Source organism: Ruegeria sp. AA3, from assembly GCF_056542905.1.
Genome location: NZ_JBQGAQ010000009.1, coordinates 95,415 through 118,882, shown reverse-complemented (window position 1 = coordinate 118,882; position 23,468 = coordinate 95,415). Strand labels below are relative to the sequence as shown.

The following is a 23,468-nucleotide window of genomic DNA, read 5'->3' as shown; positions in this document are numbered from 1 at the left end:
CAGACTCGCGTATATCAAAAAAGGTTGGGCAGCCGCGTGAGCCTTTTGGATTCCTATCGCATGAGATTGCGACGCAAGCGTCGCCTTTTGCGTTGCCTGCGCAAAAGACGCGAATTGAAAGCGATACAGAATAACACCCCAGATATTCGCCCGCAGGACATCTTGTTGATGAGCGTCGTGCGAAACGAATGTATCCGCCTGCCCTATTTTCTCGATTACTACCGCAAGCTTGGCATTAACCATTTCCTATTCGTCGACAACAATAGCAGTGACGGAACGCATGAGTTTTTAACCGGCCAGCCAGACGTGTCACTGTGGTGGACGGATGCCAGCTACAAACGGTCGACGTATGGGCTGGATTGGTCAAATTATCTGCTGCGAATCTATGCCCACAAACACTGGGTTTTGACCGTCGATCCTGACGAGTTCTTTGTTTACCCGTTCTGTGATACCCGCCCGATAAAGGCGTTGACCGACTGGCTGGACGACACCAGCGTGCGTAGTTTCGGCACGATGCTGATCGATATGTATCCCGAAGGACCAATCGAAGACACGCCCTATCACGCCGGTCAGGATCCGTTCGAGATCGCCCAGTGGTTTGACTCGGGCAACTACATGATCACGCGGAATCCCACCTATGGAAACCTGTGGATCCAAGGTGGTGCCCGAGCACGGGTTTTCTTTCATGATACGCCCGAAAAAGCCCCTGCACTGAACAAAATCCCTTTGGTGAAATGGCATCGCCGCTACGCCTATGTCAGCTCTACCCATGCGCTGCTGCCCCGTGGCCTCAATCAAGTTTATGAGGAGCGCGGGGGTGAGAAGACCAGCGGCGCACTGCTGCATGCCAAGCTGATCGAAACTCTGGGCGACAAAGCGTACGAGGAGCTAAGCCGCAGCCAGCATTACAGCGGTTCGGAAGAATACAAAGCCTATGCCGAACAGTTACAGAATAAACCTATTTTCTGGAACAACTGGTCCGAGAAATACATTAACTGGCGACAGCTTGAGATCCTCGGCATGATGTCAAAAGGGAACTGGGCATGAGTAGCCTGGGCATCGTCATGCTTGTGCACACCGCACTCGACCGAGTAGAGCAGGTGGCGCGGCATTGGACGGCATCGGGCTGCCCGGTCGTGATCCATGTAGATCGCAAAGTGGCCAACTCGGCCTATTCCACTCTGGTCACTGCGTGCTCAGACAACCCGCTAATCCAGTTCTCGGATCGACATGTCTGTGAATGGGGTGGTTGGGGCATCGTTGCGGCCTCACAATCCGCTGCAAACCAGATGTTGGACAGTTTCCCGAAGGTGCGTCACGTTTATCTTGCCTCGGGTGCTTGTTTGCCGCTTCGCCCTGTGGGCGAGCTGATAGACTATCTGGCTGATCGCCCCCGCGTTGATTTCATCGAAAGCGCCACAACACGCGATGTCAGCTGGACCATGGGGGGGTTGGATCTTGAACGCTTCACGCTGCGTTTTCCGTTCTCATGGCGCAAACAACGGAGATTGTTTGACGCATACGTGCGGCTTCAACGCGCAGCAGGCCTGCGCAGGGCCATCCCTGAAGATCTGGTGCCCCATATGGGCAGCCAATGGTGGTGCCTGACACGGCAAACCCTGTCAGCCATTTTACAGGACCCCAAGCGACCGGACTATGACCGGTATTTTCGGAGGGTCTGGATCCCGGACGAAAGCTATTTCCAAACACTTGCGCGCCTGTATTCCACGCATATCGAAAGCCGGTCGCTGACACTGTCGAAGTTCGACTATCAGGGCCGACCTCATATGTTCTACGATGACCACCTACAATTGCTACGCCGCTCGGATTGCTTTGTGGCGCGGAAAATCTGGCACGGAGCAGACAGGCTGTATCAATCCTTTTTGTCGGATGAAAACAGCGCGATGACACCGGCTGAGCCCAATCCGGGAAAGATCGACCGAGTGTTTTCTAAGGCTGTCGAGCGGCGCATTCGCGGCCGGGACGGATTGTATATGCAGAGCTGTTTTCCGCGCGCGACAAGCGAACGCGGCCTAACCGCTTTTTCTTATTCCGTGCTTCAAGGCTTTTCAGAGCTGTTTGAAGATTTCGAACCCTGGCTTGCAAATGTGACGAGTGCACGGGTGCACGGACACCTGTTTCACCCGGAGAAGGCGCAATTTGCAAACGGTGGCACAATGATGAACGGCGCGCTTCCCGATTGCGCGTCTCTCCGCGACTATAATCCGACTGCATTCCTGTCGAACGTCATCTGGAACACACGGGGCGAGCGCCAATGTTTTCAATTCGGACCGAATGATGCCCAACAGATCAACGAGTTCCTGTTGCGCGATCTGAACGCTAGTATTGCAATGATCACCGGGGCCTGGGCGGTTCCCTTGTTCAGGTCCAACATGAACTTTGCCGATATTCGGTGTGAAGCTGCCCGTTTGCAGCAGCGGGAAACAAAGCAGCTTGAGTTGCTGGATACAGCCCGCGCAAACTCTAGAATACGGGTCTGGACCATGGCTGAGTTCGTGGAATCCCCCATGGAACACCTGCAGACCGTGCTTGAAGATATGGGTGCGCCCCAGCCCACCCACTTGACCGAGGCACCCACGATGGTGGATCTGACGGGGTTTGGTAAGTTTCTGCAGAATCTCAAGAACCAGGGCATGCATCCCTATTTGATGGGTGATTTTCCTGTTAACGATGTATTTGGCGGACAAGCCAAATCATTCAAAAAGCCCTATCTGGTGCAGTAATTAAAAATGACCCGCCGCTTCGATTACTTCATCGTACTGGCCGATATGCGTACTGGCTCGAACCTGTTGGAATTGCAGTTAAATACGCTCGACGGAGTGACCTGTCACGGTGAGGCGTTCAACCCCTACTTCGTCGGCCTGCCAAAACTGGATAGCGTTCTTGGGTTTACTCTAGAAGATCGCGAGAACGATCCTCTGGCTCTGATCAATGCGATCCGAAACGCACCGGGTGAGATGAACGGTTTTCGATTCTTCAGTGATCACGATGCGCGTGCTCTTGGGCCTGCGCTTGATGATCCACGCTGTGCCAAGATCATCCTGATGCGCAATCCTCTGGACAGCTACATCTCTTGGAAAATCGCGTTGAAGACCAAGCAATGGAGATTGGTAAACATCAAGCAGCGCCGCGACGCGCAGGTCACTTTCGACACCGAAGAGTTCTTTGACCAACTTCAACAACGGCAGGCGTTCCAGCAGACCGTTCTCAAGCACTTGCAAACCACAGGGCAAACGCCGTTTTATATAGACTATGACGATCTGAATGATCTGGACGTTTTGAACGGGCTTGCTGCCTGGCTGGGCGTCAGCGCACGGCTTGCCGAGCTGAACCAACATCTCAAGCGCCAGAACCCCGCGCCTGCCTTGTCGAAAGTGACCAATCCAGACGACATGGAGCAGGCACTGTCACAGTATGACCGGTTCAAGTTGCACCAAATCCCAAATTTCGAGCCGCGCCGCGGTCCTGCCGTGTCGCGCTATGTGGGCGCGGCAAACACGCCCCTGATGTATCTACCCGTGCGCGGGGGCCCCGAGGCGGAAATTGCGCAATGGCTTGCCGATCTCGATGGAGTCACAACCGATGACCTGATCACTGGCCGCAATCAGAAACAGACGCGTCATTGGATGCAAAGCCATCCCGGTCACCGCAAATTCACAGTGCTACGGCATCCGTTGGCGCGCGCGCACGCGGTATTCTGTGACCGTATCCTACACACCGGCCCCGGCGCCTATGTCAGTATCCGCAATATGCTGAGCCGGCGGTACAATGTGCCGCTACCTGCCAAAGGTGATTTAGGTGCTTATTCACTTGACCAACACTACGAAGCTTTCTCGGCATATCTGGGCATGTTGCGCAGTATTCTTGCCGGTCAGACCCCGATCCGCGTCGATGGAGAATGGTGCGGGCAGGTGCAAACACTGGAAGGCATGGCTGGATTCACTCTACCCGATCTGATTCTGCGTGAGGATGAGATGGCAATCAAATTGCCCGAGCTTGCCCGTCAAGTGGGACACGAAGCACCGCCAACTCCGATGAAAGCAAAGCCTGATGTACCCTTCTTGTTGGATCAAATTTACGATGCACGGCTTGAAGCGCTGGCAGCCGAAGCCTACCAGCGCGACTATGTGCAGTTCGGGTTTGGTGCTTGGAAACCGCTTTGAGTCAGGGACGCAGAGTGATGACCGTTCCCTCGTTCACCATCGCGTAAATCTCTTCGATCTCATCGTTTTTCACAGCGATGCAGCCCGCTGTCCAATCAGGCGTCTTCTTCGCACGCTTGAACTCGGACCTTAGGTTCGGCTGTCCGTGAATGAAGATATCACCACCCGGATCAACGCCAGCGGCCTTGGCCTTCGCCCGATCTTCCGAGTTCGGATACGAGATGCCCAGCGACAGGTGATACCGACTACGTGGGTTGCGGCGGTCGATCAGATAAGTGCCCTCAGGCGTGCGGCCGTCGCCTTTTTTGGTTTTTGTGCCTCTGGGCGCAAATCCCAGATCGACATCATATTCCCGTAAAATCTGCTCGTTATGAAGAAGATACATCTTGCGTGCGCCCTTGTTGATGACCAAAGAGGTCACCTCGGGCCCGCGATAAGAAAGAAATCTGGGTTTCGCTGAGGCGCACGCTGAAAGGCTCAGCGTTGCCATCGCGCCCATTCCAAATGCTCGACGATCCATAGTTTTCACTGCCTGATGCTCTTTTTTGCCAATTATTATGCCAGATTTGCGCGAAACTTAAATCACTTTTTGATGTACGACTGTTCCGTCAGGCGGCGTTCAATCGACTCGAGCCTTTCAAGAACCTCGTCACGATAGGCGTCTGTTTTGACCTCATCCTCGGCATGGTGGGCATCCTGCATCGAGTTCACGATCAGACCAACCAGAAGGTTAACCACCGCAAAGGTGGTCACCATGATGAAGGGAACAAAGAATAGCCAGGCGTAGGGATAGACCTCCATCACCGGGCGGACGATCCCCATGGACCAACTTTCCAGCGTCATGATCTGGAACAGCGTATAGGCAGACATGCCCAGATCACCGAACCAATCCGGAAAGCTGTATGAGAACAGTTTGGTCGAGATCACCGCGCCGATATAGAACAAGATCGCCATCAGCAGGAACACGCTGGCCATGCCCGGCAGCGCCGAGATGAAGCCTTCGACTACTCGGCGCAGGCGCGGCGCAACGGAGATGACGCGCAATACCCGCAAGATACGCAGCGCCCGAAGAACAGAAAGCGCCCCCGCGCTGGGGACAAGGGCGACACCCACAATCACAAAGTCAAAAATGTTCCAGCCGCTTGTGAAGAACCGACGCCCGGTCGCGATCAGTTTCACCACGATTTCGATGACGAAGATGGTGAGGCACAGTTTATCAAGCGTCACGATCAGCGGGCCTGCCGCCTCCATCAGCGTGGGTGATGTCTCCATCCCCAACAGGACCGCATTGAACAGGATCACGCCGGTGATGAACTTCCCGAAAGTCGGCGCTTCGATGATGGGCAGCAGTCGTTGGGCGATCACCATGCGGGTGGTCCTTATCTCAGGGTTAATTGTTCAAAATGAACCGAGCGGCAAGTTCGGTGTGTGACGACCATCGAAATTGGTCAACCACCTGCACCCATTCAAGGGTATATCCGGCGTTAACCAATATTTTTGCATCGCGGGCAAAGGTCACTGGATTGCATGAGACATATGCGAGCACTGGACGCTGGGCCTGCGCTAACTCGGTCACCTGCGCCTCGGCCCCTGCGCGCGGCGGGTCTAGCACGACAGCATCGAATTTCTTGAGCTCATCGGGCATGAGCGGGCGGCGAAACAGGTCTCGGGCCTCGGTTGTGACCTGTTTCAGGCCTTGCGCCTTGCGCCATCCCTGATCCAAGGCCTTCGTCATTTCGGCCTCGCCCTCGACCGCATGCACCTCGGCTGTCTGTGCCAGCGGTAGTGAGAAAGTTCCGCATCCCGCGAAAAGATCGACGATCCGCTTGGCCCCCAGCGTCGCATCGGAAACGGCCTGTAATAGAGCCTGTTCTCCATCCTTGGTGGCTTGCAAAAACGCTCCGGGCGGTGGGGTGACGCCAGCGTTTCCAAAGCGTTGGATCGGAGGCTCACGCATGGCGATAACTTCATCATCCCAACTGAGCCGGGCAAGGCCGTGGTGCTCGGTCGCTTGCGCGAGCGCCAGTTCCAATGGTCCATCCAGCGGTTTGCCGCCTTTAATCGCCACATCCAGACCGCCTTCGGACAGGGTCAGCATTACGGCCAACACGCCTTTGCGGCTGCCACCCAACACGGCCAAGGCCTCGGCCACCGGAATGGCGTCGATCAAGGTGGGATGCAGCAGGCGACAGTCCGGAATTTCGGTGATCGTTTCCGAAGCGCGTCCGTGGAACCCAGCCAGAGTACCCTTTTTGGTGCGCCGAACGGCGATGGTCGCACGGCGGCGCGATCGTTCGGGCGAGGTGTGAATGGGCCGCATCGGGGCATCGAGCCCCTGCGCGGCGAGCGCGTTGCGGACCACGTCGACCTTCCAGTTGGCGACAAAGTCGTCAGCTGCGTGCTGCAGCTGGCAACCCCCACAGGCCTTGTAATGACGGCATGGTGCTTTGACCCGCTGATCCGAGGGCGTTTCGACACGGATGTCACCCAGGAACTGCCCCAGCAGCGTGCCGCTGACCACCTCACCCGGCAGGGTGCGTGGCGCATAGATCGGACCATCGGCGATCCCGTCGCCCTGATGACCAAGGCGGTTTATGGTATAGTGCTGCGTCATGGGGGCCTGATACCGGGGGTTTGCGACCAACAAAACCCTTATTCTGCCGCTTCCGCCTGAATGAACCCACCCGACTGACGGTGCCAGAACCGGGCATAAAGCCCGCCACGTTCCAATAGCGCCTCATGTGTTCCGCTCTCGACGATATGCCCATGATCCAGAACGATGATCCGATCCATCTCGCTGAGCGTGGAGAGGCGGTGCGCGATCGCCAGAACGGTCTTGCCCTGCATAACGCGATGTAGCGCGGCCTGAATCGAAGCCTCGACTTCGGAATCCAGCGCCGAGGTCGCCTCGTCCAGAACCAATATTGGAGCGTCTTTCAGGATTGCACGAGCCAAAGCGATCCTCTGCCGTTGTCCGCCACTGAGTTTCACACCCCGCTCACCGAGATGCGCATCATAGCCCTTACGCCCCTGCGCATCCTCAAGCCCCAGGATGAATTCATGCGCCTCGGCCTTAGTCGCGGCCTCAATCATTTCAGCCTCGGGCGCGTCAGGACGGCCATAGAGGATGTTCTCGCGCGCCGAGCGGTTGAACATCGCAGTTTCCTGCGTGACCATCCCGATCTGTTGACGCAGACTGTCCTGTGTCACCTGAGAGACATCCTGCCCGTCAATTGAAATGACGCCATTTTCCCCGTCATAGAGCCTAAGCAGCAGTGAAACCAAAGTGGATTTCCCCGCACCCGAGGCCCCGACAATGCCCAGCTTCTCACCCGGAGCTGCGGTGAAATGCAGGTCAGACACGCCGCCCACATCGCGGCCATAGGCAAAACTGACATGGTCAAAGGCGATCTCACCTTCCGAGACCACTAGCGGAGTCGCATTCAGGGCATCTTCGACCCGGTCGCGCTTGGTCAGGGTATGCATCCCGTTCTCGATCTCGCCAACATTGGCGTATAGACCCATCAACGTGAAACTGACCCAGCCGGTCATTTGTGAGATACGGATCGCCACGGCACCAGCCGCTACAATATCCCCGGCAGACGCGCCGCCCACCCGCCAAAGCCACAGCGTCGCACCGATCAGCAGGACTGGCAGAACCCCGGCTAGCGTCATCAGGATGAACCGGAAACTGGCCGACAACTTGCCGAATTCCAGCGACCGTTCTCGCAGGTCGACCATAGAGTTGCGCGCAGCGTGGTCTTCGAATTCCGAATGAGCGAACAGTTTGACCGTTTTGATATTTGTAATCGTGTCGACCACTTGCCCCGACACCATCGCCCGTGCTCCAGCACGCGCGGCAGAGCGCACACGAATGCGTGGAAGATACCAGCGCACCAGCAGGAAGTAGACAACCAACCAAGCGGCGAACGGGACCATCACAAGCGGATGAATAGACCCTAACAACAGCAATGACCCCGCAAGCGAGGCCAAGGCGAACACAATCGCGCTGATGGTTTCGGACACCACCTGCGTCATCGCATTTGAGGTTTGCATCTGTTTTTGGGCAATCCGCCCGGCGAAATCATCGTCGAAATAGGTCACCGATTGACCCAGCGTCCAGCGGTTCAGCTTGGCTAATACCAGTGGTGTGATGTTGGGCATTACGATGTAGTTATTCGCTATCGATGACAGCCCAAACAGCGCGGGACGCAACAGCATGAAGAATGCGACAGCACCCAAAATGATCGCAAGATTGCCGCCGGTCAAAAACGCGTCGGGCCCGCTGGTTGTAGTCAGATCGATAACCCGCCCCAAGACCCAGGCGGTGCCGGCCTCCATAGCGCCTGCGATTGCCGAGAACGCAGCAGCGACGAATAGCATCGGCCAGGCGCCGGACAGGCTCCAGCGAATGAACGCCCCCAGCGTTTGCGGCGGGGGCGTTTCGATGTCTTTGAACGGTTGGATGAGGTCGGCAATCCTCATTCAGCGGCCTCCGGGTTCAGGAAGCCCCCAGATTGCCGCGCCCAGAACTGGGCGTAAAGCCCTCGTTGCGCCAGCAATTCGGAATGGCCGCCCTGTTCGACGATGCGACCACCATCCATCACCAGAATGCGATCCATCTGAGCAATCGTGCTGAGCCGGTGCGCGATGGCGATCACGGTCTTGCCTTGCATCATGCCGTAGAGTGTTTCCTGTATCGAGGCTTCGACTTCGGAATCTAGGGCAGATGTCGCCTCGTCCAATAGCAAAATCGGCGCGTCTTTCAGGATCACCCGCGCCAGCGTTACACGCTGCCGCTGACCGCCCGACAGTTTCACGCCCCGCTCGCCCACATGCGCATCATAGCCAGTGCGGCCCTCCGGGTCTTGCAGATCGAGGATGAACTCATGCGCTTCGGCCTGTTTGGCAGCGGCCACCATCTGCTCTTCGGTTGCATCAGGTCGGCCATACAGGATGTTGGCACGAACAGAGCGGTGCAACAGAGCGCTGTCTTGCTGGACCATCCCGATATGGCTGCGCAGGCTGTCCTGCGTAACCTTCGAGATGTCTTGACCATCGATCAGGATCGCGCCTTTCTCGACGTCGTAAAACCGCAGAAGTAGCTTTACTAGAGTCGATTTTCCGGCCCCCGACCGCCCGATCAGGCCAATCTTTTCGCCTGGCCGGATGGTCAGATTGACGTGATCTAAACCACCAGTTTCGCGCCCATAATGATGCGACAAGTCGCGGATTTCGATCTGGCCATTGCCCAGCCGCAAGGATTTCGCATCAGGCTCATCCAACAAGTCGATGGGCTGTGCAATGGTCTGCATCCCTTCGGCAACGATGCCCAGTTCCCGGAAGAAGCTGGTCAACGCCCACATGATCCATCCGGTCATGGCATTCAGCCGCAGCGTCAACGCAGTGGCTGCGGCCACCACACCAACCGTAGCGCTACCTTGCGCCCAAAGCAGGATCGCCCAACCGACGACTCCCACGATCAGCACACCGTTCAACGCAACCAGTGCGGCATCCATGATGGTGAAAATCCGCATCTCGATCTGGAATGTGCGGCGGGTTTCTGCAATCGCCTCGCGCGCATAATCCTGTTCCTGCGTGTCATGGGCAAACATCTTGATGGAGTGAATGTTGGTATAGCTGTCCACCACGCGCCCCGTTACGGTCGAACGCGCATCAGACGCGGCTTGCGACGCGGGTCCGACCCGCTTGACGGTCCACCGAACCAAAGCGCCATAAAACACCAGCCAAATCAATAAAGGCAGCAACAGGCGCGGATCAGCCGCCATCAGCAGAATGGCCGCGCCGATCATGTAGGCAATCGAGAAAGAGATCGCGTCAAAGACCTGAAACACAACCTCGCCCGCAGCGGGCGGGGTCTGAACAACCCGGTTGGCGATGCGGCCGGCAAAGTCATTCTCGAACCAACCCACCGATTGTCGCAGAACATGTTTGTGCGCCCGCCAACGGATCAGCGTGCCAAAGTTCGGCAGGATCGTGTTGTTGAGCAACAAGACGTCAACCAGCTGCAGAATGGGACGAATGAACAGAATCAGCGCGGCGACCACGATCAGCTCTGTCCCATGCGCCTGCCAAAATTCAGCGGGTGAACTTCCCAGCAGATCCACAACGCGGCCCATATAAAAGATCAGTCCGACCTCGACCGCAGCAACCATCACGGACATCAGTGCGGCCAGCACGAAAACGCGTTTGAAAGGCTGCGAATAGCCCAACATGAAAGGCCACAGCCGCGCAGGTGGGGTATCTACCTGTTCATAGGCGACAAAAGGGTCAATGAGGTTTTCGAAGTAGCGAAACATAGAGAGTGCTCCGATTGAGCAAAAAATAGGTCATGCGAAGAAAGATGGCGCCAGAACACCACCCCTACGGGTCAAAGTGTTCCGGGCTTTAGCCGAACCAGATCCCGTAATACATTCGCATTCCTCCCTCCATATGAGTCAGGCGCACCCTGCCAAATCAAATCGGGTTTGTCATCCCCTTTTGAGACTTCAATTTATTCCGCCAGCAATTCTTCGCGGCTGAGCGTAAAATCCGACGCGATCCACCGCGCCTCAAGCTCGGCCAGTTTTTTGCCCAGCGCGGGACCCGAGAAGGCTGGGATCAAATCCGACGCCTTAATCGGGAAACTGGCTGCGGCCCCATGTTGCAAGGCTTGGCTCAGGTCTTCTGACCATGGCTGTTCAAGAAATGCGTGGCGCAAAAGCGTCTCGTGCAAACCGCCTTCCGAGCCATAGCGGTAACCCAGTTCCGCGACGCTGGTCATCGCCATCGCTTCGTCGCGCATCCGGGTCAGTCTTTGCAGTTGCGCACGGCTGAGGCGCAGGGTTTTTGCGACTTCAGGCGGTGCAATTGCAGCCAAACGGCGAATCGCTTCGGACGCGGCGTGGGCGTCTTGTTCCAACTTGATAAGGATCGCCAAAGCCCGGTCATCCGCACCGGGTAGAAGCTGCGCCAGAACACCTGTGCTGCGCATGGCGGCAACCGACGGAGCGGGGTCAGGCGCAGCGAGAAGCTTCAGCATCTCGGCCCCAACCCTTTCGCGGGAAAGTGTCTCTAACCCGTCCAAATTCGCAGCAATCGCATCCAGCGCATCGGGGTCGAAGCCCTGGTCTGCATCACCGTACCAAGCGTGAAAGCGGAAGTATCTGAGCGATCGCAGGTAGTCTTCGCGGATGCGATCACTGGCCTCCCCGATGAACCGCACGCGACGCGCCTGTAGATCCGGCAAACCGTTCAGCGGATCAAGGATCGTGCCGTCAGGTTTGGCGTAAAGCGCGTTCATAGTGAAATCACGACGCGCAGCGTCTTCTTCGACCCTGTTGGAAAAGGCCACAACCGCACGTCGACCATCCGTTTCGACATCACGGCGGTACGTCGTGACTTCATGAGGAATACCCTTGCTGACGACGGTCACCGTGCCATGTTCGATCCCAGTCGGTATTGGTTTCAGCCCAGCCTTCTGCGCCAGTTCCATAATCCGCTCGGGCTTTGCATCCGTGGCAATATCGATGTCTGAAACCGGTGCGCACAGCAGAGCATTGCGCACACAACCACCGACGAACAGCGCCTGCGCCCCGCCGTTGGTCAAAGCAGTGCACACATCCTGTGTGGCTTGTTCGGTTAACCAGTCTTCGGTGATCCGCTTCATTCACTCATCCGCGCTGCCAGTCCCCGCAGCATCCGCGCCGTTGCACCCCAGATGTAATAGGGGCCATAGGGCACGGCATAGTAATACCGTCTTTGGCCACGCCAGCGGCGAGACTCGACGACATAATTCTCCGGGTTCAGGACATGCGCAAGCGGAACTGAGAAGACCTCATCCACTTCACCGGGTTCGGCGACAGTCTCGAAGCTGGTTTCAAGGATCGCAACAACGGGCGTGACCGAAAAAGAAGTCACGGTTTCATGAATGGGCAGATGGCCCAAAATGCGTGGCAATTCGGGTGGAAGGCCGATTTCTTCCCGCGCTTCACGTAGGGCGGTGGCCGCGACATCCGCGTCACCTTCATCTTGTTTTCCACCCGGAAAAGCGATTTGGCCTGGATGGTGTTTTAGCGCCGACGAGCGTTTTGTCAGGATCAGGCGCGGGACATCTTCGACCACAGAAACAGGCACTAACACACCCGCAGGACGCAATTTGCGCCCCGCAGGCAGAACAGTTTCCGGGTTCAGATCAAAGTCACTGGAGCCCGCGCCATCGCGGCCAAGCGCCACCGTCAGGTCTGTGATCAGATCACGCGCCATCCGGGCCTTCGGCCTCGAACCCGACGGTCGTTGGGTCCAGCACGTAATGCGCACCGCAGAATTGACAGTCTGCTGTGACGGTGCCTTCGTCCGTGGTCATTGTCGCAATATCCTGCGCCGAATAGATGGACAGGCTTTGGCGCACGCGATCTTCGGAACAGGTGCAGCCGAATTTTACCTGCTGCGCATCATAGACGCGAGGCTGTTCCTCATGAAACAGGCGCACCAGAAGGTCGGTTGGCGCAACGGACGGCCCGATCATCTCCAGATCATCTACAGTGTCGAGCAGGATGTTAACGCGATCCCAGTTCTCGCCCTCTTCACCATCCACCAGATCCGAGGCGGTCAGAATCTCTCCGCTGCCTTCCCCGGATGCGGCAAAGGGCGAAGCCTTGGGCATGTGCTGCAACATAATCCCGCCTGCGCGCCAGTGTTCCCCGACACCGGGCTCGGTCGATTTGCCGAAGCTCAGTGAAAACCTGGTTGGCAGCTGTTCAGACTGTGCAAAGTAAGCCTCGGCACAGGCGCTCAGCGATCCACCGGCCAATGGCGTGATGCCTTGATAGGGCTGCGTGCCTTCGCCCTGATCGATCATGATGGCGAAATAGCCCTCACCCACCTGGTCGAAGGGGGCGGCATCAGTCAGCCGGTCACGATCAAAGCTGGCATAGGCACGGATCTGCGCGGGCTCACCTTCTTGCTGCGGTGCGTAATAGTCTGTTGCGATCATCCGCACAGCACCCTTGGACTGCACCTGTAGGGACAGCTTCCAGCGCAGCGATACTGTCTGCCCGATCAATGCGGTCAGCAGGGCCATCTCGGCCACCAGCGCCTCAACCACCTCAGGGTAGTCGTGCTGTTTCAGGATGCCGTCCAACACACCGTCCAGCCGCGCCACGCGGCCACGCATGTCCGATACATCGAGTTGAAAGGGCAGGACCGTGTCGTCCCACGCGATTTTTGTTCCAATAGACATGGGGTTTCCTTAAGCGCCACAGGTTGGCATACCGCCACCATATAGGTTGAACAGTTTTGGTTGAAAGGGGCCTTACATGATCAGACGGTTCGGTGAAAGCCCCGAGGCCGGTCGTACCTATAAACGCCGCGTTGGTGTCTATGCCCTGCTACCACAGGGTAACCGTTTGTTGCTGACCTGTCAGCTGGAACCCGGCCCCGATCTTCAGCTGCCAGGCGGCGGCATCGATCCGGGGGAATCACCCATTACAGCGCTTCACCGTGAGGTTTACGAAGAAACCGGTTGGCTGATCGCCGCACCCCGGCGTATGGGTGCATTTCGTCGATACACCTACATGCCGGAATACGACCTGTGGGCCGAGAAAGTCTGCCTGATCTACCGCGCCCACCCCGTCCGTCGCTTAGGCCCTCCGACCGAAGACATTCACGAGGCCATTTGGATGGAGACCGCAGATGCCGTTCATCTGTTAGGCAATGAGGGCGACGCCCATTTCGCCCAGCGCCACCTGCATGGGCTCTAAGGTCCGTTATATTCGAAAAACACGGCAGAGACGTCATCGATCATGCCGCTGTCTGGCGACATCACCTGACTGAGTCGCCAGAACATATCCTCAAGGAATTCCGGCCCTCCGTTATCTTCAGCGCACTCGACAGCCATTGACCTAAGCCCGTCTTCGTCCAGCAAACTGCCATCGGCGAGTTGACATTCCGTAAACCCGTCTGAGTGCAACAGCAGCTTGTCGCCCGGCAGCATATAGGTTTCTGTTTGTTGAAACTGTGCATCCGGCAGCAGACCGATTGGCAACCCGCCTTCGCCCAGAAACTCGGTTTGGCCATCATGGCGCATCAGCAGCGGATGCGGGTGACCTGCCTGCACCATTTTCAGATGTCCGTTGCGAAGATCAACGATGGCATAAACCATCGTAAAATACTCTTCGATCCCGGTGTCGGCGATCAGACGGGAGTTGAGCAGAGACGCGACCTCTTCGGGCGGTAGCAAGGCGTAGAATTTGTTGAACCGGCGTTCCATCGCGATGTTCTGGTTGAAATGCGTGCTGGATAAATACCCGCCAAGTCGGGCCGTCATCATCGCAGAGGTGATCCCGTGGCCCGAGACATCAATACTATAGAACCCCAGCCGATTAACACCGGGTGAGAACATTCCAACAAGATCGCCGCCGATATGCCCACAGGGTTTCAAAAGCAGGCTGACCTGAGATTTACCGAAGGTTCCCTTCAACTCTGGCACCAGCGATTCCTGAATCTTTCGCGCCTGTATCAGGTCATTATCGATCGCGTCATGGGCGAGCTTCAGCTCGTTCAGCGCGGTTTCGATCAGCTGGTTTTTGCGCGACAGCTCGCGCTGCATGTCCAGAATACGCGCACCAGCCGAGATGCGCGCACGCAGTTCATCCGCCTCAAGAGGTTTGATCAGGAAATCGTCTGCGCCTGCGTCTAGCCCTTTTGCGACCTCCTGCTTTTCGCTTTTTGAGGTCAGAAGGATGAAATAGCTATATTGATCACTATCCAGCTCTCGGAAGGCGCGACAGAACTCCAGCCCGCCCATGCCGGGCATAACCCAATCGCTAAGCACCAGATCGGGTGTATCGGCTGCGCAATACTCAATCGCAGCCTCGCCGCTATCGGCCTCAAGAACCTCGAACCCCCACTTCTTCAGCGAGGCCACCAGAATGCGCCGCTGCAGACGGCTATCGTCTACAACAAGAACCTTACGGATCGCGCCAAAATCCAGCTCGACCCGGATCTCAACATGACTGGCATCCGGCACCATGAAGTCCCTGTACTTGCTCAACTCTCCAGTTGACAAAACGCTAAGGGCGTCAGCTTAACATCCGATGAAAGATCGAGCAGCCAAAGTTTAACTCCGCATTTACCCGCAGCAGGATACCAATATGCAACCGCAAGAGGTTGGCATGATTCAGTGGTCCAGAGTCAGACAGTTACGTGATGAAGTCGGCGCAGAAGAGTTCGATGAGGTTGTCGATATCTTTCTGGACGAGGTTCAGGAGTTCATCAAGAAGCTGCGCAATGATACGGCCCGGATTGAGATCGAGCAAAACCTGCATTTCCTGAAAGGCAGCGCATTAAGTCTTGGGTTCGACAGCTTCTCGAAGCTATGTCAGGACGGCGAGCGACGGGCCGCTGCCGGCGACGGCGCTGCAGTCGATCTGGGTGAAATCTGTACGGCTTATGACGCATCGAAAGCCTTGTTTCAGGCGGGTCTCGCCGAAAACCTGCTCTAAATTACAAACTGCGCCAGGGTCTCGTCCTCAGTGATATCTGTATACGTGAACCCTGCGTCATCCAGATGCGCGAACAGACGCATAAAATTCTCGGGTTTGCGGGTCTCTATTCCGATCAGAACAGAACCAAAGTTGCGCGCCGATTTTTTCATGTATTCAAATCGTGCAATATCGTCCTCTGGGCCAAGGATACCCAAGAACTCTTTCAACGCACCTGGACGCTGCGGCAGTCGTAGGATGAAGTATTTCTTCACGCCTGAATAGCGCTGCGCGCGCTCTTTCACTTCAGGCAGGCGCTCGAAATCAAAATTGCCTCCAGAAGTCACGCAGACCACTGTCTTGCCACGGATAAAGCTCTGGACATCGGCAACCGCCTCAATCGCCAAGGCACCAGCTGGCTCCAAAACGATGCCTTCGACATTCAGCATCTCGATCATGGTGGTACAAATCCGATCCTCGGACAGAACCAGAACATCTGACAAATGACGATCCTTCAGCAGCTCAAAGGGTTTCGCGCCAATTTTTCCGACCGCTGCGCCGTCTACAAAATTGTCCACGTGATCCAACGCCACCGGATGCCCTGCCGCCATTGCCGCATGCAAGCACGCGCCGCCCTTTGGCTCCACAAATAAACAATGTGTCCGGCCCCCAAACCACGTCGCGACCCCCGAAGACATTCCGCCACCGCCAACAGGCAGGATCACGTGATCAGGCACGCCGCCCAATTGCGCTTCGATCTCAACCGCCAGAGAGGCCTGTCCCTCGATCACATCCGCATCGTCGAACGGAGATAAGAAATGCCCACCCTGCTCTGCACACCAGGATTGAGCGGCGGACAGAGTATCGTCGAAATAGTCACCGGTCAGATGTATCTCGATATTGTCACCACCAAAGATACGGGTTTTCTGTATCTTCTGCTGCGGCGTTGTCACCGGCATGAAGATCACGCCCTTCACGCCCAGATGCTTGCACATATAGGCCACGCCCTGCGCGTGATTGCCTGCGCTGGCACAAACGAATAGCTCCTGCCCCTGCTGCTTGCGCATCGCATTGAATGCGCCGCGGATCTTGTAGGACCGCACCGGGCTGAGGTCTTCGCGCTTGAGCCAGATATCCGCGCCATAACGGTCGGACAGATGGGCATTCCGCTGTAGAGGCGTTGCTGGAAAAACAGAGCGCATCGCCTGTTCGGCAGCACGGGCACGGGTCATGAAATTGGTCATGTCGATTTCCCTGCCCGATCACCGCTAAAAGGGCAAGGAATACATATGTGTACGGGCTCAGGACAACTCGCGTTTCTCGATGAACACACCATAGATCGTCGTCAGGATGCTAACATTGATCAATGGGACGATCAGCATGCTCGCAAACAAGACAATGAAGATACCGATGATCGGGACGAACAGCAGCAGTGACGCTAGTAGCTGAAGCAACAATTGGAAGAGGATGGACAAGACGACCAGAAGTGCGATTGCTCCGCTTGCGCCAGAGGTCGCCTGCCAAGCCTCAGACAGCTTTAGGGGTTTTCCGATCGCTGCGGCGGGCAAAATCGGGGAGGCCCGATAGAATCCGATGGTGAGAAAGATAATCAAACCCAGCCAAACCAGAATTCCCAGCACTGCAGAGGCTTGCGCCATCATACTCATGATCAACGTCCCCGGTATCATGATGATAATAGCGATTAGGCCGAGCATCAGGAGACGCCCGAAATAGGCGAGAACACGGTCGAACCTGAAAGGCGGAACCAAACCGCTTGGATATTCCTCAAGAAGAACAAAGCGGTGCCACGACACGACAATCCAAAGCATGACCCCAAAGATAACGGCCATAAAGCAGAGCAGAAATCCGGTGAAGGATGCCGCCGTTACACCGTCAGGAAAGCCAGTGGTTTCACTGTTAAATTCTTCAAAAGGGATGCCGAACAGAAAGAACAAGCCGATTGCTAGGAAACCGCCAATCAACGCTGGTACAACAGAAATCTGCAATGCCTGTGTCAGATTCCTAAGAACCATTCTCACCGAATGCACGAATATCTCTAATCCCAGCATAAAAACCGCCCTCTCAACTATTCCTTGTTCTCTAACGGACCGTTTCACCTCAATTCCCGCCCTGCGTCAATCCACACAGCTTGCCCCCGCGTCCAAAACCCGCTAGGGGCCAGTCGTTCTACGCATAAAGGGAAGTCAGATGTCCGCGCCCAAGAAAGTTGTTCTGGCCTATTCCGGTGGCCTTGATACCTCAATCATTCTGAAATGGCTGCAGACCGAGTATGGCTGTGAGGTCGTGACCTTCACCGCCGACCTGGGTCAGGGTGAAGAGCTTGAGCCTGCCCGCAAAAAGGCAGAGTTGCTTGGGATCAAGCCCGAGAACATCTATATCGAGGACATCCGCGAAGAATTCGTCCGCGATTTCGTCTTCCCCATGTTCCGCGCCAACGCGGTTTATGAAGGTCTATACCTGCTCGGTACGTCCATCGCGCGACCTCTGATCTCGAAACGTCTGGTTGAGATTGCTGAGGCGACCGGTGCTGATGCCGTCGCCCATGGCGCGACCGGCAAGGGCAACGATCAGGTGCGGTTCGAACTGGCGGCTTACGCGCTGAACCCCGACATCAAGGTGATTGCCCCCTGGCGCGAGTGGGACCTGACCAGCCGCACCCGTCTGCTGGAATTTGCTGAGGCGAACCAGATCCCGATTGCCAAAGACAAGCGCGGCGAAGCGCCGTTTTCGGTCGACGCCAACCTGCTGCACACCTCGTCCGAAGGCAAGGTTCTGGAAGACCCCGCCGATATGGCCCCCGATTACGTCTACCAGCGCACCGTCCACCCCGAGGACGCGCCTAATGAGCCCGAGTTTATCGAGATCGGCTTTGAAAATGGTGACGCGGTCAGTATCAATGGTGAGGCGATGAGCCCCGCAACCATCCTGACCAAGCTGAACGAATATGGCGGCAAGCACGGTATTGGCCGTCTCGATCTGGTCGAAGGACGCTTCGTTGGCATGAAATCGCGCGGCATCTACGAAACTCCCGGTGGCACCATACTGTTGGAAGCGCACCGTGGCATCGAATCCATCACCATGGATCGCGGTGCGATGCATCTGAAAGACCAGTTGATGCCGCAATATGCTGAGCTGATCTATAACGGTTTTTGGTACAGCCCCGAGCGTGAGATGCTGCAGGCGGCCATCGACAAATCACAAGAGTACGTTACTGGCACCGTCCGCGTGAAACTGTACAAAGGTTTGGCCTCGACCGTGGGCCGCTGGTCGGATCATTCGCTCTATTCCGAAGCACACGTGACCTTTGAGGAAGACGCCGGCGCATACGATCAGAAAGACGCAGCAGGCTTCATCCAGCTGAACGCACTGCGCCTGAAACTCTTGGCGGCGCGTGACAAACGACTGAACAAGTAAGCAATCTGAATTCGAAAAACGGCCCCGGTGTCCGATAAGGCGCCGGGGTTTTTCTTTGCACGGTTCCCGTCAGGTCAGGCTTGCCCGGATCAGGCGTTTGTCTTTACGCATACGTCAACCAAAGAAGGACGGATCATGCTGCAAGACATCGCCGACGGAATTCAGAAAGGTCTGAATGGCAAGGGCTTTGACGGATCACTGAAATTCGATTGCGGTGAGGATGGCGTGATTGTCCTGGCCGACAACACTGCCTCAACCAAAGATCGCGAGACCGATTGCACCATCCGTATCTCGCGCGATAACCTGACCAAACTGCTGACCGGTAAGCTGAACCCGATGACCGGGGTGGCGCTGGGCAAGCTCAAGATCTCGGGCAATATGAATGTGGCGATGAAGCTGGGGCAGTTGCTGGGCTGATAAACTCGTCTCACCAGCGCGTGACAAATCATGTCAGCACATTGCACAAGCGCAATCCAGCGGGCAGCTTGGTTTCGGAAGGAGACCTGCCATGACCCGGACCACTTACCTTGATTGCCTGAAACCTTCGCTTCTGTTTGTGCTGATCCTGTTGGTCGCAATGCTGCGCGCCTTGCCAGCCCTTGCGGCGGGGACAGAAACGCTGACCGTAGCCGGGGGTTGTTTCTGGTGTGTCGAATCCGATTTCGAATCAGTGCCCGGGGTAATAGGTGCAGTTTCGGGTTATACGGGCGGTACGACCGAGAACCCAACCTATGATCAGGTCTCAAAAGGCGGAAGCGGGCATTACGAGGCGGTGCAGATCACCTTCGATCCCGCCCGCGTTTCCCGTGAAACCTTGCTGAACATGTTCTTCCGTTCGGTCGATCCAACGGACGCGGGAGGTCAGTTCTGCGATCGTGGTGAGAGTTATCGGACCGCCATTTTCGTCTCTAACACAGGGGAAAAGGCGTTGGCGCAGCAGGCCAAGAGCAGCGCGCAAAACGCGTTGGGTCAAACGGTGGTCACACCGATCCTGCAGGCCGGCACGTTTTATCCGGCGGAAGCCTATCATCAGGATTATTACAAGGGCGACAAGCTGGTCCTGACCCGGTTTGGCCCCAAGCGCCAAAAGAACGCGTACAAAGCATACCGCAAAGCCTGCGGTCGCGATGCGCGCGTCAAGCAATTGTGGGGAAGCGAAGCACCCTTTGCCGGTTCCTAATCCAGCTGCGCTTCGCGTAACTCTTTTAGATCAGGAATAACATCGGCTGTCCCGTGCCGCGTGACCATCAGGGCCGCGGCACGGTTTGCTTGTGCAATTGCCTGCTCCATTGGCATGCCCCGATCCATGCCCGCCAGCACATAGCCGGTAAAAGTGTCACCAGCACCCGTGGTATCCACGGCGTTGACCTTATGCGCCCGAAACGCTTGTGGTTTATGACCCCGCTGATAATATCGCGAACCTTTTGAGCCAAAGGTGACGATAACATGCTCGACCTGCAGGTCTGACGGGGCCAGGCCCGTTGCATCCTGCAATTGCTCAGCTTCGACTTCGTTGAGGATCAAAAAGTCCAGATACGGCAGAACCGCCTGTACCGCCTCGGCTTGAAATGGAGCGGCCGCATAGCACACGGTCAGCCCCATTTCGCAACCCAGTTTGGCGGCCTCAATTTGAGCATTGGTTTCGTTCTGCATCACCAGCAGGTCACCCGAAACGGCCGAGGACAACGCCTGTCCAAGTTGGTCGTTCGAAATGGCATGGTTTGCACCCTGAAACAAAACAATCAGGTTTTCGCCCTGCGCATCCACCGCAATGATAGCGTGACCCGTGGGTACTTCCACCTCAGCAATATGCCGCGTGTCCACGCCATATTCGGTCAGCCTGTCTCGCGCCCAAAGGCCATCTGACCCGACCGCGCCGATATGCGAAACCCGTGACCCTGCGCGGGCCGCAGCCACCGACATGTTGGCGCCCTTGCCGCCTAGAAACCTCTGCAACCCGCTGGCCGCAAGTGTCTCACCCGCTGCGGGCAAATGCGGCAGGGCGTAGACCATATCCGCGTTGATTGAGCCGAGGTTCCATATCGTCATGATTTACCCAATATCGCAGGAGGCCAGAATGGCCATGTTCAGAATGTCATTCGCGGTCGAAACTGTCGAACAGATCTGGATCGGCTTGTCGACTCCGGACAGGATTGGGCCGATCACGGTAGCTCCACCCATTTCCTGCATCAGCTTGGTCGAGATCGAGGCCGAGTGCCGCGCGGGAACAATCAGGATATTCGCTGGTCCGGTCAGGCGCTGGAACGGATAAGCTTCCTGCTGATCCACATTCAGGGCCACATCAACCGTCATCTCCCCTTCGTACTCGAAATCGACGCCGCGCTCGTCCAGCACTACCGGAGCACGGTGCATCTTCTCAGCACGTTCAGACACCGGGTAACCGAAGGTCGAGAAACTGACAAAGGCCACCCGAGGTTCCAGCCCCATATGACGCGCGACCGCAACCGCGCGTTCAGCGATATTGGCCAGATCATTCTCATCCGGCCATTCATGCACCAGCGTATCGCCAATCAGAACGATCCGCCCCTTGTGCAACAAGGCGGTAACCCCCGCCGCGCCATGGGCGGCATCGGCGTCAAACACATGGTTGATGCGGTCCAGAACATGCGCCGACTTGCGCGTTGCGCCGGTCACCAGGCCATCCGCATGACCATGCGCCAGCATCAGAGACGAAAAGACGTGTCGGTCCCGCGCAGCGAGGCGGTGAATGTCCTTGTGGTCAAACCCTTTGCGCTGCAGCCGTTGATAGAGAAAATCCTTATAGGCCTCGAGATGTAAGGTATTGGCCGCGTTCACCACCTCAATCTCGCGCACCGCGTCCCCAAGACCAGCGGCTTCGAGCTTTTCTTTGACATCGTCCGGTCGTCCTACAACCAGCGCCTTCCCAAAGCCCGAGCGTTGGTACATGACGGCTGCGCGCAACACGCGCGGATCGTCGCCCTCGGCAAAAATCATCCGGCTTTGCGCCTGACGCGCACGTGCGTTCAGGCCACGCAAGATGCTCGCCGTCGGGTCCATGCGGGATTTCAGGCTCAGCTCATAAGCGTCCATATCGATGATCGGACGTCGCGCCGCGCCGGTATCCATACCAGCCTTGGCAACCGCAGGCGGGATACGGTGGATCAGTCGCGGATCAAACGGGGTCGGGATGATGTAGTCGCGCCCAAAAGTAAGCGACTTGCCGTAGGCCATTGCTACTTCATCCGGCACATCTTCACGTGCCAATCGTGCCAGCGCATGGGCGCACGCAATTTTCATCTCGTCATTGATCGCACGGGCATGAATATCCAACGCGCCGCGGAATAGATAAGGAAAGCCCAGAACGTTATTCACCTGGTTCGGATAGTCGCTACGGCCCGTCGCAACGATCGCATCAACGCGGACCTCATGCGCCTCTTCCGGTGTGATTTCGGGATCGGGGTTCGCCATCGCAAAGATGACCGGATTGTCGGCCATGCTGGCCACCATATCCTGCGTCACAGCCCCTTTGACCGACACGCCAAGGAAGACATCCGCGCCCTTCATGGCATCTTCCAGAGTGCGTAGATCGGTCGAGATCGCGTGGGCTGATTTCCACTGGTTCATGCCCTCGGTCCGGCCCTGATAGATCACGCCCTTGGTATCGCAGACAATGCAGTTCTCATGCCGCGCGCCCATTGCCTTAAGCAGTTCGATACAGGCGATCCCAGCAGCACCTGCCCCGTTCAGTACAATTTTCACATCTTCAATCTTTTTGCCTGAGATGTGCAGTGCGTTCAGCAGGCCCGCTGCACAGATCACCGCTGTTCCGTGCTGGTCATCGTGGAAGACTGGGATATCCATCTCTTCCTTCAGGCGCTGTTCGATGATGAAACATTCAGGCGCTTTGATGTCCTCAAGGTTAATACCGCCGAAGGTCGGCCCCATCAGACGCACCGCGCGGCAGAATTCATCAGGGTCTTCGGTATCCAGTTCGATATCGATCGAGTTCACATCAGCGAACCGCTTGAACAGGACCGATTTGCCTTCCATCACCGGTTTTGAGCCCAGCGCGCCAAGATTCCCAAGGCCCAGAACGGCGGTGCCATTCGAGATCACAGCAACCAAATTGCCCTTGTTTGTATAATCATAGGCGGTCTCGGGCGCTTCAGCGATGGCTTCACATGGAACCGCAACGCCAGGGCTGTAGGCCAGCGACAGATCGCGCTGCGTGGTCATGGGAACGGTGGCCTGCACCTCCCACTTGCCAGGGGTCGGGTCGAGGTGAAAGGCCAACGCCTCTTCTTTGGTGATCTTCGCTTTGGGCATCTTACAGGTCGTTTCCATGACTTAAGGGCTTTTGCCTCATAGCGCAGGCAGAGCCGCG

Annotated in this window: 21 protein-coding genes; 8 read left to right on the top strand and 13 right to left on the bottom strand. The window is 56.7% G+C overall.

The window, feature by feature from the left end; translation table 11 throughout:
• Window positions 1–60: 60 nt before the first annotated feature.
• The 3 genes from ACR0JR_RS15940 to ACR0JR_RS15930 are packed head-to-tail and all read left to right on the top strand — an operon-like array spanning window position 61 to window position 4,184.
• Complete coding sequence (locus ACR0JR_RS15940; RefSeq protein WP_480456987.1) at window positions 61–1,047, top strand: glycosyltransferase family 2 protein; 987 nt, start codon at window positions 61–63, stop codon at window positions 1,045–1,047.
• Window positions 1,044–2,744 (top strand): DUF5927 domain-containing protein, encoded by a 1,701-nt coding sequence (locus tag ACR0JR_RS15935; RefSeq protein ID WP_480456986.1) that lies wholly within the window; start codon window positions 1,044–1,046, stop codon window positions 2,742–2,744. Before ACR0JR_RS15940 ends, ACR0JR_RS15935 begins: the two co-directional genes overlap by 4 nt.
• A gap of 6 nt (window positions 2,745–2,750) precedes the next feature.
• Window positions 2,751–4,184, top strand: a complete 1,434-nt coding sequence (locus ACR0JR_RS15930) for a nodulation protein NodH (protein WP_480456985.1) — start codon at window positions 2,751–2,753, stop codon at window positions 4,182–4,184.
• A gap of 1 nt (window position 4,185) precedes the next feature.
• Here ACR0JR_RS15930 and ACR0JR_RS15925 read toward each other — a convergent pair whose 3' ends face one another.
• The 8 genes from ACR0JR_RS15925 to hslO all read right to left on the bottom strand — a co-directional run bounded on the left by ACR0JR_RS15925 (window position 4,186) and on the right by hslO (window position 13,425).
• Window positions 4,186–4,704 (bottom strand): L,D-transpeptidase family protein, encoded by a 519-nt coding sequence (locus ACR0JR_RS15925; protein ID WP_170542577.1) that lies wholly within the window; start codon window positions 4,702–4,704, stop codon window positions 4,186–4,188.
• A gap of 62 nt (window positions 4,705–4,766) precedes the next feature.
• Window positions 4,767–5,552, bottom strand: coding sequence for an ion transporter (locus ACR0JR_RS15920; RefSeq protein ID WP_170471057.1), 786 nt, complete (start codon window positions 5,550–5,552; stop codon window positions 4,767–4,769).
• Between the two features lie 22 nt (window positions 5,553–5,574).
• Window positions 5,575–6,798 (bottom strand): class I SAM-dependent RNA methyltransferase, encoded by a 1,224-nt coding sequence (locus ACR0JR_RS15915; protein WP_480456984.1) that lies wholly within the window; start codon window positions 6,796–6,798, stop codon window positions 5,575–5,577.
• Window positions 6,799–6,836: 38 nt separating this feature from the next.
• Window positions 6,837–8,669, bottom strand: a complete 1,833-nt coding sequence (locus ACR0JR_RS15910) for an ABC transporter ATP-binding protein (protein ID WP_480456983.1) — start codon at window positions 8,667–8,669, stop codon at window positions 6,837–6,839.
• Window positions 8,666–10,504, bottom strand: a complete 1,839-nt coding sequence (locus ACR0JR_RS15905; RefSeq protein ID WP_480456982.1) for an ABC transporter ATP-binding protein — start codon at window positions 10,502–10,504, stop codon at window positions 8,666–8,668. Before ACR0JR_RS15905 ends, ACR0JR_RS15910 begins: the two co-directional genes overlap by 4 nt.
• A gap of 194 nt (window positions 10,505–10,698) precedes the next feature.
• Window positions 10,699–11,853, bottom strand: coding sequence for a CCA tRNA nucleotidyltransferase (locus ACR0JR_RS15900; RefSeq protein ID WP_480456981.1), 1,155 nt, complete (start codon window positions 11,851–11,853; stop codon window positions 10,699–10,701).
• Window positions 11,850–12,449, bottom strand: coding sequence for a CoA pyrophosphatase (locus tag ACR0JR_RS15895; RefSeq protein ID WP_480456980.1), 600 nt, complete (start codon window positions 12,447–12,449; stop codon window positions 11,850–11,852). The genes ACR0JR_RS15900 and ACR0JR_RS15895 overlap by 4 nt, the downstream gene beginning before the upstream one ends.
• Complete coding sequence (gene hslO / locus ACR0JR_RS15890; protein WP_170780059.1) at window positions 12,439–13,425, bottom strand: Hsp33 family molecular chaperone HslO; 987 nt, start codon at window positions 13,423–13,425, stop codon at window positions 12,439–12,441. The genes ACR0JR_RS15895 and hslO overlap by 11 nt, the downstream gene beginning before the upstream one ends.
• Before the next feature lie 76 nt (window positions 13,426–13,501).
• Here hslO and ACR0JR_RS15885 point away from each other — a divergent pair, with 76 nt between their 5' ends.
• Window positions 13,502–13,945: an NUDIX hydrolase gene (locus ACR0JR_RS15885; protein WP_480456978.1), complete on the top strand. Its 444-nt coding sequence runs from the start codon at window positions 13,502–13,504 to the stop codon at window positions 13,943–13,945.
• On the opposite strand, the gene ACR0JR_RS15880 is transcribed toward ACR0JR_RS15885, so the two are convergent.
• On the bottom strand, window positions 13,942–15,216 hold the full coding sequence (locus ACR0JR_RS15880) for a PP2C family protein-serine/threonine phosphatase (protein ID WP_480457025.1): 1,275 nt from the start codon (window positions 15,214–15,216) through the stop codon (window positions 13,942–13,944). The genes ACR0JR_RS15885 and ACR0JR_RS15880 overlap by 4 nt on opposite strands.
• Window positions 15,217–15,337: 121 nt before the next feature.
• On the opposite strand from ACR0JR_RS15880, the gene ACR0JR_RS15875 reads away from it, so the two are divergent.
• On the top strand, window positions 15,338–15,688 hold the full coding sequence (locus tag ACR0JR_RS15875) for an Hpt domain-containing protein (RefSeq protein WP_480456977.1): 351 nt from the start codon (window positions 15,338–15,340) through the stop codon (window positions 15,686–15,688).
• On the opposite strand, the gene ilvA is transcribed toward ACR0JR_RS15875, so the two are convergent.
• Both ilvA and ACR0JR_RS15865 read right to left on the bottom strand, forming a co-directional pair.
• Entirely contained in the window at window positions 15,685–16,911 is a 1,227-nt protein-coding gene (gene ilvA / locus ACR0JR_RS15870) for a threonine ammonia-lyase IlvA (RefSeq protein ID WP_480456976.1), read from the bottom strand. The two genes, ACR0JR_RS15875 and ilvA, sit on opposite strands and share 4 nt — an antisense overlap.
• A gap of 57 nt (window positions 16,912–16,968) precedes the next feature.
• A complete protein-coding gene (locus tag ACR0JR_RS15865; RefSeq protein WP_480456974.1) occupies window positions 16,969–17,736 on the bottom strand; it encodes a hypothetical protein in 768 nt (255 codons plus the stop codon).
• 139 nt (window positions 17,737–17,875) lie between these two features.
• Between ACR0JR_RS15865 and ACR0JR_RS15860 the strand changes: the two genes are divergently transcribed.
• The 3 genes from ACR0JR_RS15860 to msrA all read left to right on the top strand — a co-directional run bounded on the left by ACR0JR_RS15860 (window position 17,876) and on the right by msrA (window position 20,282).
• The gene (locus ACR0JR_RS15860; protein ID WP_480456973.1) at window positions 17,876–19,102 is read left to right on the top strand and encodes an argininosuccinate synthase; all 1,227 of its coding nucleotides are present in this window, start codon (window positions 17,876–17,878) and stop codon (window positions 19,100–19,102) included.
• A 135-nt stretch (window positions 19,103–19,237) separates the two neighbouring features.
• Window positions 19,238–19,519: an SCP2 sterol-binding domain-containing protein gene (locus ACR0JR_RS15855; RefSeq protein WP_480457024.1), complete on the top strand. Its 282-nt coding sequence runs from the start codon at window positions 19,238–19,240 to the stop codon at window positions 19,517–19,519.
• A 91-nt stretch (window positions 19,520–19,610) separates the two neighbouring features.
• A complete protein-coding gene (gene msrA / locus ACR0JR_RS15850; RefSeq protein ID WP_170780064.1) occupies window positions 19,611–20,282 on the top strand; it encodes a peptide-methionine (S)-S-oxide reductase MsrA in 672 nt (223 codons plus the stop codon).
• Here msrA and ACR0JR_RS15845 read toward each other — a convergent pair.
• Window positions 20,279–21,151 (bottom strand): ribokinase, encoded by an 873-nt coding sequence (locus ACR0JR_RS15845; RefSeq protein ID WP_480456972.1) that lies wholly within the window; start codon window positions 21,149–21,151, stop codon window positions 20,279–20,281. The genes msrA and ACR0JR_RS15845 overlap by 4 nt on opposite strands.
• 3 nt (window positions 21,152–21,154) lie before the next feature.
• Window positions 21,155–23,410, bottom strand: coding sequence for an NADP-dependent malic enzyme (locus ACR0JR_RS15840; protein ID WP_480456971.1), 2,256 nt, complete (start codon window positions 23,408–23,410; stop codon window positions 21,155–21,157).
• Window positions 23,411–23,468 lie beyond the last annotated feature (58 nt).

Coding starts and splice junctions, on each gene's coding strand:
- ACR0JR_RS15940 (WP_480456987.1), top strand. CDS start 61: ATGAGATTGCGACGCAAGCGTCGCCTTTTGCGTTGCCTGCGCAAAAGA.
- ACR0JR_RS15935 (WP_480456986.1), top strand. CDS start 1,044: ATGAGTAGCCTGGGCATCGTCATGCTTGTGCACACCGCACTCGACCGA.
- ACR0JR_RS15930 (WP_480456985.1), top strand. CDS start 2,751: ATGACCCGCCGCTTCGATTACTTCATCGTACTGGCCGATATGCGTACT.
- ACR0JR_RS15925 (WP_170542577.1), bottom strand. CDS start 4,704: ATGGATCGTCGAGCATTTGGAATGGGCGCGATGGCAACGCTGAGCCTT.
- ACR0JR_RS15920 (WP_170471057.1), bottom strand. CDS start 5,552: ATGGTGATCGCCCAACGACTGCTGCCCATCATCGAAGCGCCGACTTTC.
- ACR0JR_RS15915 (WP_480456984.1), bottom strand. CDS start 6,798: ATGACGCAGCACTATACCATAAACCGCCTTGGTCATCAGGGCGACGGG.
- ACR0JR_RS15910 (WP_480456983.1), bottom strand. CDS start 8,669: ATGAGGATTGCCGACCTCATCCAACCGTTCAAAGACATCGAAACGCCC.
- ACR0JR_RS15905 (WP_480456982.1), bottom strand. CDS start 10,504: ATGTTTCGCTACTTCGAAAACCTCATTGACCCTTTTGTCGCCTATGAA.
- ACR0JR_RS15900 (WP_480456981.1), bottom strand. CDS start 11,853: ATGAAGCGGATCACCGAAGACTGGTTAACCGAACAAGCCACACAGGAT.
- ACR0JR_RS15895 (WP_480456980.1), bottom strand. CDS start 12,449: ATGGCGCGTGATCTGATCACAGACCTGACGGTGGCGCTTGGCCGCGAT.
- hslO (WP_170780059.1), bottom strand. CDS start 13,425: ATGTCTATTGGAACAAAAATCGCGTGGGACGACACGGTCCTGCCCTTT.
- ACR0JR_RS15885 (WP_480456978.1), top strand. CDS start 13,502: ATGATCAGACGGTTCGGTGAAAGCCCCGAGGCCGGTCGTACCTATAAA.
- ACR0JR_RS15880 (WP_480457025.1), bottom strand. CDS start 15,216: ATGGTGCCGGATGCCAGTCATGTTGAGATCCGGGTCGAGCTGGATTTT.
- ACR0JR_RS15875 (WP_480456977.1), top strand. CDS start 15,338: ATGCAACCGCAAGAGGTTGGCATGATTCAGTGGTCCAGAGTCAGACAG.
- ilvA (WP_480456976.1), bottom strand. CDS start 16,911: ATGACCAATTTCATGACCCGTGCCCGTGCTGCCGAACAGGCGATGCGC.
- ACR0JR_RS15865 (WP_480456974.1), bottom strand. CDS start 17,736: ATGCTGGGATTAGAGATATTCGTGCATTCGGTGAGAATGGTTCTTAGG.
- ACR0JR_RS15860 (WP_480456973.1), top strand. CDS start 17,876: ATGTCCGCGCCCAAGAAAGTTGTTCTGGCCTATTCCGGTGGCCTTGAT.
- ACR0JR_RS15855 (WP_480457024.1), top strand. CDS start 19,238: ATGCTGCAAGACATCGCCGACGGAATTCAGAAAGGTCTGAATGGCAAG.
- msrA (WP_170780064.1), top strand. CDS start 19,611: ATGACCCGGACCACTTACCTTGATTGCCTGAAACCTTCGCTTCTGTTT.
- ACR0JR_RS15845 (WP_480456972.1), bottom strand. CDS start 21,151: ATGACGATATGGAACCTCGGCTCAATCAACGCGGATATGGTCTACGCC.
- ACR0JR_RS15840 (WP_480456971.1), bottom strand. CDS start 23,410: ATGCCCAAAGCGAAGATCACCAAAGAAGAGGCGTTGGCCTTTCACCTC.